This is a genomic window from Spirosoma sp. (assembly GCF_048594605.1).
Lineage (GTDB): Bacteria > Bacteroidota > Bacteroidia > Cytophagales > Spirosomataceae > Spirosoma.
In genome coordinates, this window is sequence record NZ_JBMDWV010000219.1 from 68,078 (window position 1) to 76,486 (window position 8,409).

The 8,409-nt window shown below is 49.2% G+C and carries 4 protein-coding genes; 3 read left to right on the plus strand and 1 reads right to left on the minus strand.

Annotation, left to right across the window (positions count from 1 at the left end; genetic code table 11):
- Positions 1 to 123: 123 nt before the first annotated feature.
- The 3 genes from ACOJS8_RS14130 (at position 124) to treY (ending at position 6,631) form a co-directional block, all read left to right on the plus strand.
- Positions 124 to 1,860, plus strand: coding sequence for an alpha-amylase family protein (locus ACOJS8_RS14130; protein WP_420149191.1), 1,737 nt, complete (start codon positions 124 to 126; stop codon positions 1,858 to 1,860).
- Between the two features lie 156 nt (positions 1,861 to 2,016).
- On the plus strand, positions 2,017 to 3,924 hold the full coding sequence (gene treZ, locus ACOJS8_RS14135) for a malto-oligosyltrehalose trehalohydrolase (RefSeq protein WP_420149192.1): 1,908 nt from the start codon (positions 2,017 to 2,019) through the stop codon (positions 3,922 to 3,924).
- Entirely contained in the window at positions 3,884 to 6,631 is a 2,748-nt protein-coding gene (gene treY, locus ACOJS8_RS14140; RefSeq protein WP_420149193.1) for a malto-oligosyltrehalose synthase, read from the plus strand. The genes treZ and treY overlap by 41 nt, the downstream gene beginning before the upstream one ends.
- Positions 6,632 to 6,804: 173 nt before the next feature.
- Here treY and ACOJS8_RS14145 read toward each other — a convergent pair.
- A partial coding sequence (locus tag ACOJS8_RS14145; protein WP_420149194.1) for a glycoside hydrolase family 2 protein occupies positions 6,805 to 8,409 on the minus strand: 1,605 nt, incomplete at its 5' end.

Sequence of the window (8,409 nt, forward strand, 5' to 3'; positions counted from 1 at the left end):
TGGTTTATTTATAAAATTTATTGTATCTACATAAATTATCCCGGCATATAGTGAGGAAATGGAAATTCCTGCCAACACAATGCTTCGATACGCAGTTGGTTTTAGTAATACGCCTTCTTCGTTATGAAAAAACTGCTAGTCATTCTTGGTATTGGCTTTCTTCTATCCTGTCAGAAAACCGATCCAGCCGAGTCCGAAAAAGTACCACCAGCGCCCTGGCCCATTGATTTTATTGAAGAGTTATGGTATAAAAATGGACTGGTCTATAGTGTAGATGTCGAAGTGTTTCAGGATTCCGACGGGGACGGTGTCGGCGATTTTAAAGGAATTACGCAGCAGCTTGATTACCTCAAACAAGTCGGTGTGACGAGTATTTGGCTGGCCCCCTTTCAGCCCACGCCAAATCTGGACGATGGCTATGACGTATCGGATTTTTACAGTATCGATCCCCGCTTAGGTACTGATCAGGATTTCGACGAGTTTATGCGTCAGGCGAAGCAGCGCGGTATTCGTGTCATGATGGATCTGGTAACCAACCACACCTCCGATCAGCATCCGTGGTTCAAACAGGCCCGCCAGAGCAAAGCATCACCATATCGGTCGTGGTACGTATGGTCCGAAGAGCGGCCGAAGAAGTGGGATAAAGGCATGGTCTTTCCCGGCGTACAGAAAGATATCTGGACGTTTGACAAGCAGGCTGGTGAATATTTCTACCACCGGTTTTACGATACACAGCCCGACCTGAACATGCAGAATCCAGCTGTTCAGCGCGAAATGCGAAAAATTGTTCGCCATTGGCTGGCAAAAGGCATTGAAGGATTTCGGGTAGACGCCGTTCCGTTTCTGATTGAAATTGCAAACGCCGATTTTGATCCTGATAAACCCCAGCACCAGTTCGACATTATTACACAGCTGCATCAATATGTTCAGTGGCATAAAAACGATGCCATTTTGCTGGGCGAGGCAAACGTTGACCCAAAAGAACAAGAACCTTACTTCGGCAAAGACGGCCAGAACATGCAAACCATGTTCAATTTCTTTGCTAATCAGCACCTCTTCTACGCACTGGCAACCTCCGAAACGAAATTGCTGCGCAAAGCGCTTGACGACACAAAAAACATTCCTCCAACGGCCCAATGGGCTCATTTCCTCCGGAATCATGATGAAATCGATCTGGGGCGCTTAAGTGATACAGAACGTAGTAAGGTATATGAAAAATTTGGCCCCGAACCGAACATGCAACTCTACAATCGGGGTATTCGCCGTCGGTTGGCGCCAATGCTGGGCGATCGGCGGTTAATTGATTTGTCGTACAGCGTACTGTTTTCGTTGCCGGGAATGCCCGTAATTCGATACGGTGAAGAAATTGGGATGGGCGATGATCTGAATCTGAAAGAACGGCTTTCCGTCCGAACACCAATGCAATGGGCCGACGCGCCAAATGCAGGCTTTTCAACGACGGCAAAAACAGTACGTCCCATTATTAGTCAGGGCCCTTACAGCTATACCAAAGTGAACGTAGCGACTCAGCGTTCGGACTCGGCTTCGCTTCTGAATCACGTGAGTCGGCTGGCGCGCCTTCGAAAGCAATGCCCCGAAATCGGCTGGGGAAAATGGGAACTCCTCGATTCAGGGTCGGAGCACGTACTGGCGATTCGCTACAACTGGCAGGGCCGTTCCCTCATGATGATCCATAATTTCAGTCCTAACCCTCAGCAATGCCAGTTAACCACTGATGTAAAGGTTGGCCGAAAGTTGGTAAACCTATCCGACAAAAGCCAGAAAGTACTAAGCCCTGAAGGAAATTACTCAGGACAACTAACTGGATACGGATCGATCTGGTACCGGATTCAGCCGTAAGAATAGAGTCTTTACCTCCACATTCCTCAAAGCACGTTCAGGCTTGGTCGAGTGAAAACGTACACTTAAAAAGTGTAGGGGTTTAGAACATGTTTTGCACCGGAAGAGCCTCTGGATGAACCGTCTCTGAATAATGATTAATGTTATGTATTTAGTATGTTACCACTACTCACTGTCAACAAACGAACACTTGGCGTAACTTTTTCTGATTCAAATAGAGCCGACGTACTGGTTTGGGCGCCGTCGCCAGAGAACGTAGCGATCAGGCTGGTGGAGTCCTTAGAAACAATTCCCTTACAAAAACAGTCACTTGGCTACTGGCACGTAACAACTACGGCAATCAAGCCCGGTACGTTATACACCTTCGTTTTAGATAACGAAATGGAATGCCAGGACCCGGTATCGCTGGCGCTACCGGATGGTATGCAAGGCCCTTCGCGTGCTGTCGATACGGCTTCGTTTCACTGGGAAGATCAGGGATGGGTCTCACCTGCCTTAGAAGATTTCATTCTGTACGAAATTCATGCCGGTACGTTTACGCCGGAAGGAACGTTCACGGCGATTGAAGACAAACTGGATTATCTGAAAGCCTTAGGGATCAACGCGATTGAAATTATGCCCGTTGCCCAGTTTTCCGATTCGCGAAACTGGGGCTATGATGGGGTATTTACGTTTGCGGCTCAAAACTCTTACGGCGGTTATCAGGCCCTTCAGCACCTGATCAATGCGTGTCATTTCAAGGGAATAGCCGTGGTGCTCGATGTTGTGTATAATCACTACGGACCCGATGGGAATTTCCTTAGTCATTTTGGTCCTTACCTGACCAATAAGTATTGTACGCCCTGGGGAGATGCCGTTAATTTTGATGATGCCTGGTGCGATGGCGTCCGGCGGCACGTAATTGAAAATGCGCTTATGTGGTTTCGGGATTTTCATATCGATGCGCTACGACTGGATGCGGTTCACGCCATTAAAGATTGCAGCCCTGTTCATATTTTGCAGGAGCTTCGGCAACGGGTCGATGAATTGATGACGCAAACCGGCCGACGCCATTATCTGATTGCCGAATGTGACCTGAATGACCCACGTTTTATCAACCCGCTTTCGGAAAACGGCTTCGGAATGGATGCGCAGTGGATTGATGAATTTCATCACTCACTGCGGGTAACGGTTGGTGAGCAGAAAGTTGGGTACTATGCCGACTTTAACGGCCTTGCCCATTTAAAAAAATCCTTCCGGGATGCGTACGTATATGATGGACAGTTCTCAACTGTTCGGCAGAAGTTATTCGGGCGCAAAGCCGATAAAAATCCGGGTCGTCAGTTTATTGTTTTTTCACAGAATCACGACCAGATAGGCAATCGTAAGCGAGGTGAGCGCTCCAGTCAGTTGTATAGCTTCGATACGCTGAAATTAATGGCTGGAACTGTTTTGTTCAGTCCGTATATTCCTTTGCTGTTTATGGGCGAGGAGTGGGGCGAAACGAATCCTTTTCTTTTCTTCGCCAGCCATTCTTCGCCTGAACTGGCAGAACAAGTAAAAAAGGGGCGGCAGGACGAATTTGCGGATTTTCATTCCGACGACAAAGACGTGCCTGACCCTCAGAAGAAAGGTACATTCGTTCAGACCAAGCTGCAATGGGATTTGATTGAACAAAAGCCTTATCAAACGCTGCTACGTTATTATCAGACACTTATTGCCCTTCGTAAACAGCTGCCCGCTTTGCACAATCTGAATCGCGAACAGGCTATTGTAAACCTCCACGACGGTCAGGATGTGCTAACCCTGCATCGCTGGCACGAGAATCAGCGCGTAATCTGCGTACTGAATTTCTCCAAACAACCACAGTCCATCACCGTCGACACCGTAGCGGAGGGCAAATCCTGGCATAAGCTGCTTGATTCGGCGGCTCAACAGTGGCAGGGAGCAGCCCCAACAACAGTCAGTACAGCCCCTCATTTCTGGACCGAAACCGAACCTATTACCGTCCAGGCTGAGTCAATTATTCTTTACGCACAAGGTTATGAAAAATATCACATCAACATACCGAATCCAATTTCATAAAGAGTTTAACTTTTCTGACTTCGAGCAGATTATTCCTTATCTGGATAAACTGGGGGTGAAAACCATCTATGCGTCGCCTATATCCGAATCAATGCCGGGTAGTGTGCATGGTTATGACGTAGTGAATCCACAGCGGATCAATCCCGAAATTGGTACGGAAGAGCAATTGCGGACAATCAGTCGGCAGCTCACCGAACGCGGCATTGGCTGGCTTCAAGACATTGTGCCCAACCATATGGCGTATCACCCGCGTAACCCCTGGTTGCACGACGTACTGGAGAAAGGGCAGTTGTCGCCATACGCTACGTATTTTGATATTGACTGGACCAGCCCGCATCACCACGGCCGACTGATGGTTCCATTTCTGGGGGATTCGCTGGAAGACGTGATTAGTGCAGGCCAACTGCGGGTAGATTACCAGATGCAACGGTTCGTGTTCGATTACCAGGGCACTACGTATCCGTTGCATCTGCGGTCATACGTAACGATTCTGCAAGCGGCCAGCCCGTCAGAAGAGCCAGTTGCAGAAGTATTAGTTGAGCAGCTTAAACCAATACTTCAACTTACAGACTCTAACGACTATTCATTACGTAGCACTGAATTTTTAAACGCCTTTGCAGAGCAGATGCAGCACAAATCGTTCAGTGCGTACATCGAAGACCGTCTGAAAGTGATAAACGAAGATTCTGGCAGTATTCAGCGGATTGCTGATGAACAGGCGTATCGACTGTGCTCTTATTCAGAAACAGATCATCAGATTAACTTCCGGCGTTTTTTCACGGTCAACAGCCTGATTTGCCTGAATATTCAGGAGCCAGCCGTATTTGAGGCTGTTCATAAACTACCGAAAACATTGTTTGAAGCGGGCGTTTTTCACGGGTTGCGTGTCGACCATATTGATGGACTACACAATCCGGTTCGTTATCTGGAACAACTTCGGGAACTTGCGGGCGACGAAGCGTACATCGTGATTGAGAAAATCCTGCAAAACAATGAGGAACTACCTACCAATTGGCCAATTGAGGGCGCAACGGGCTATGCTTATCTGGCGATCGTTAATAATCTGTTTACGCGTACCGACAGTCAGCAGGCTTTCACTACGTTTTATCGGGAATTACTGGGCGAAAAGCAGGTCGTTCGTCAGGAGTTGAACGATAAGAAAGCGTATATTCTGTATCAGCATATGCAGGGGGAGCTGGATAATCTCTATCACCTCTTTCTGGAGCTGAATCTGGTCGATGAACGAAAATTGAATGCGCTGTCTGCCAGTACGTTAAAATCGGCTATCGGTGAATTTTTAATCCAATGTCCTGTCTATCGTTACTATGGAAATCAGATGCCGCTGGCCCTGGAAGAATCTGCGGCTATAAAGGCGATTTTCGCTAGAATTCGTCAGGCTAAACCCGATCTTTCTGGCGCTGTGGACTTGCTCGAAGACGTAATGATAACAAAGCCGCAGGATAATGATGAAACGTATAAACAACGGGCGTTACGTTTCTATCAGCGCTCTATGCAGTTCACGGGGCCGTTGATGGCCAAGGGGGTAGAAGATACGCTCATGTATACCTACAACCGCTTTATCGGTCACGACGAGGTCGGCGATTCGCCGGAGTTTTTTGGCTTGACGGTCGATGAGTTTCATCAGAAAATGATTGATCGGCAGACAGATTGGGCCCTTGCGCTCAACGCTACGTCGACCCATGATACTAAGCGGGGGGAAGATGTTCGAAGTCGGCTGAACGTACTGCCTGATCTGGCTGATGAATGGATTGAGGAAGTAAAAGCATGGCAGTCGCTTAATCGTAACGATAAAGCCACGGTTACGTTAGATGATGATTCCAGTGTGGAAGCGCCTGACGCCAATGATGAGTATTTTATCTACCAGACGCTGATAGGGGCGTATCCCATGCCCGGTAGTGAGGAAGATGCTGACTTCCCGGATCGGCTGAGCGAATACCTGGAAAAAGCCCTGCGCGAAGCAAAACGCCATACTACGTATGATTCGCCTAACGAAGCGTACGAAAAAGCCGTGAACAACTTTGCGCACCGGCTACTGGATCGTAGACGGACGTTCTGGCAGCGTTTTCAGGCGTTTCATCAGCAGATTGCGGATATGGGAATTGTCAACTCACTGGCGCAGGTCCTGCTAAAATGCACGTGTCCCGGCTTGCCCGATGTGTACCAGGGCAGCGAGTTGTGGAACCTGAGTCTAGTCGACCCCGACAATCGTCGTCCTGTCGATTTCGCCATACGGCAGCGTTGGCTTAATGAATTGCTGGAAGCAGATACATCGACTATCTGGTCAGAACTCTGGCAAAAACGCTACGACGGCCGGATTAAACTTTGGCTGATTCATAAACTGTTGACAGAACGAAACGGACAAATCGATACGTTCGCCAACGGTCGTTACGTGTCACTACCGATTGAAGGGCGCTATAAACAGCACGTTGTTGCCTTTGCCCGCCAGCACAATCAGGTTTGGTACGTCGTGGTGGTTCCGTTGGGCATTGCTCGTTTGTGCCGCGATCAGCAAGTGGACGCCCTCTCGCTGGACTGGCAGGACACGCGCCTGCTCATACCGACTGAAGCACCAATTCATTGGGAAAACCGATTGGATGAGACAAACGGAACCGTCGAAAACGGTATCAACGTAACGGATTTATTTACATCCTTACCACTTGCCCTGCTGCGACTGAGAAATCTCTAAAGCCGCCCCCGGTCCTAAAGGAGTTTAGATGCTTTGTTCCTTGCAAGAGATTAATTGAAATGGATAATAGGTGCGACCCCATCCCGGGTCAAATGTTTATAGGAAAACCCATTAGCTATAAACATTTGACCCGGGATGGGGTCGTATGCAAAACCTCTTTCTACAGCTATCCACTAACCTTTCGGTTCTGCTTCAACAGGAATTTCTCTGGAATTAAGCAAACCTGTCGGTACACTTAGTTGGCCCGATTGAGGATCGATCAAGCCGTTACGTTCATCCTCAATATCAGTGGCCTGCGTGTAGATATCACCCGCAATATCATAATCACGTAACATTTTCTTAAAAAGGCGAATGCGTTCTGCCCTGTCATTTGCTTCATCGGGACCGCCGTAGTTCGCAAAGCCAAAACCGCCCCACTCGCTTACCAGCAAAGGTACCTGACCTTTGTAAAAGAATGGATCCCCAACAACGAGTGGAAAAGCCGCTACGCCGTTCAGCTCACCCGCTGTCAATCGGTCGAGCAGGTTGCGCCAGTGATTGGGATCGGGCGTATACAGATGAGCGGTCAACAGGTCAGATTTTAGTCGTCCTTCGAAGGAGATGTGCTGCCAGCCATCATTATCGACAACCAGATATTGCGGATAAGCCAGCTTCATATAGTGGTACATGTCAATGATGTACTGCCGCGTATCGGGATTGGTGGCAATGTCCTGCGCTCCCCAGTCTTCGTTATAAAGGCTCCAGATGACCACCGAAGGATGCGTACTGATCAGGGATACCATACGTAGCAGTTCGGCCCGGTGGTTTTCGCGGCTCCGGGCCGTTGAACTGTGTGGACTTGGCACTTCTACCCAAAGCAGCAAGCCCAGTTTATCGGCCAGATTATAAATACGCGGATCAACTCCGGCAATGTGCACCCGAACCAGATTGCAGCCCAGTTCTTTCATGGATTGCATGTGTTGCTGCATTTCCTCATACGTAGCCGTACCGGGCTGGTAAAGAATACCGTCGAGGTAAATACGTTTGTTGTTCAGATACACATGCCGTCCGCGAGCTTCTATTTTTCGCAGACCAAACCGGGTTTCAATCTGTGCTACGTATCCCTGTGAATCAATGAGTTGAGCGATAAGTTTATAGCGCGTAGGCGATTCGGGCGACCAGAACTGAACGTCCTTGATTTCGAGAACGACCCGCTGCTGTTTCTGTCCCGCGTCCAGCTTCAACGGGAAATCAGACGTAGCGAGCGGCTCGGACGCGTGCAGATCGAAAGCCTGAAGCCGTAACGTGTAATCGCCGGGATCGTGAATGCGGGTGGTGACGCTGAAACGTACCAGCTGATCTTCGGCCTCGCTCACAACGCCCACGCGCGACCGTAACCGATTCCGTTCGACCGTCTCCAGCCAAACGCTACGTACCGCGCCCGTATAGGTCTGATACCAGATGCCCCCCCGCTTGTACACGTGTGATTCCTGCTTGCCACGCGGAATTTCTGCGTCCATGCTGTCGGCGATACGTACGGTGATGCGGTTGGTTGGCCGAAGGTACTCCTCCGGCAACTCGTACGAAAAAGACGTGTACTCACCAAAATGCACCATTTCGCCTTCAATCGTACGGAGTGGATATCCATTCAGCCAGACTCGGGTTTCGTAGCCGCAGGCGCCAAAAGTCAGCTGAAACATCGAACGATCAGCTGATTCGGCCCGGTCGGGTAACGTAAAATCGCGCTCGTACCAGGCCACTATTTTGTCTTGCCAGGCCGCCGGAGCCGACTGGTCTTT

Bases quoted from the DNA above. Each gene is read 5' to 3' on its own strand.
- ACOJS8_RS14130 (WP_420149191.1), top strand. From the start codon at position 124: ATGAAAAAACTGCTAGTCATTCTTGGTATTGGCTTTCTTCTATCCTGT.
- treY (WP_420149193.1), top strand. From the start codon at position 3,884: ATGAAAAATATCACATCAACATACCGAATCCAATTTCATAAAGAGTTT.
- treZ (WP_420149192.1), top strand. From the start codon at position 2,017: ATGTTACCACTACTCACTGTCAACAAACGAACACTTGGCGTAACTTTT.